The organism is Paenibacillus phytorum (genome assembly GCF_013141715.1).
Lineage (GTDB): Bacteria > Bacillota > Bacilli > Paenibacillales > NBRC-103111 > Paenibacillus_E > Paenibacillus_E phytorum.
Window position 1 is genome coordinate 1 of record NZ_WHOA01000145.1, and the last position, 622, is coordinate 622.

Annotated in this window: 1 protein-coding gene; it reads left to right on the forward strand. The window is 36.7% G+C overall.

The genetic code is table 11. The features are described from left to right. Positions 1 to 86: 86 nt before the first annotated feature. Positions 87 to 622 (forward strand): SF0329 family protein (locus tag GC098_RS21725; protein ID WP_171645320.1); only part of this gene is annotated, 536 nt, incomplete at its 3' end.

Sequence of the window (622 nt, forward strand, 5' to 3'; positions counted from 1 at the left end):
GAACGACTTGCCTCAATAGGATATAGAAGCCTTTATGGAATTCAAGGTGTTAGATGGCAAGTTCACTCGTTAAATAGGAGGATTACATGGCCTGGAGCAAATTGAAGCAACTTCTGGAGAGCTTTCTCTGTCCTGCGTTATATGGAAGGTTCGAATACCGCGCAACCAGCTACCGTTATTTACCTGATAAAGCAGGACTTTGTTATATTGCGGTAGATAAAAAGAACGTACTCAATATGAGTGATATAACTACCTTAATCAGATGGTATCATACGGAGCTGGAAATAAAGAATGATCCAGATATCCAAATTCCTATCAACAATGAAGAAATTGAAGCTGTCAGAAAAGATACCAAGGGGATAGTTCCGGAGGATCGTCTCAAAGTAATTGCAAGAAATAGAAAAATATCAGAATATGCAAAGGAGCTTTTATCAGAACAGTCAGCATTAAGTAAATCCAATTTTATTGTTGTAGCAAATAAGTCTTTATCTATTTCTATAGAGGAAAGCCTAGAGAGCAATGATATCTTATTGAATATTTTAGCTTTGGTGGACAGAAGAGTTGGAAAAAAGCGAATTTTAAACATGACCGAGAAGATGAAGTTAAAGCATCCAATTGTGCA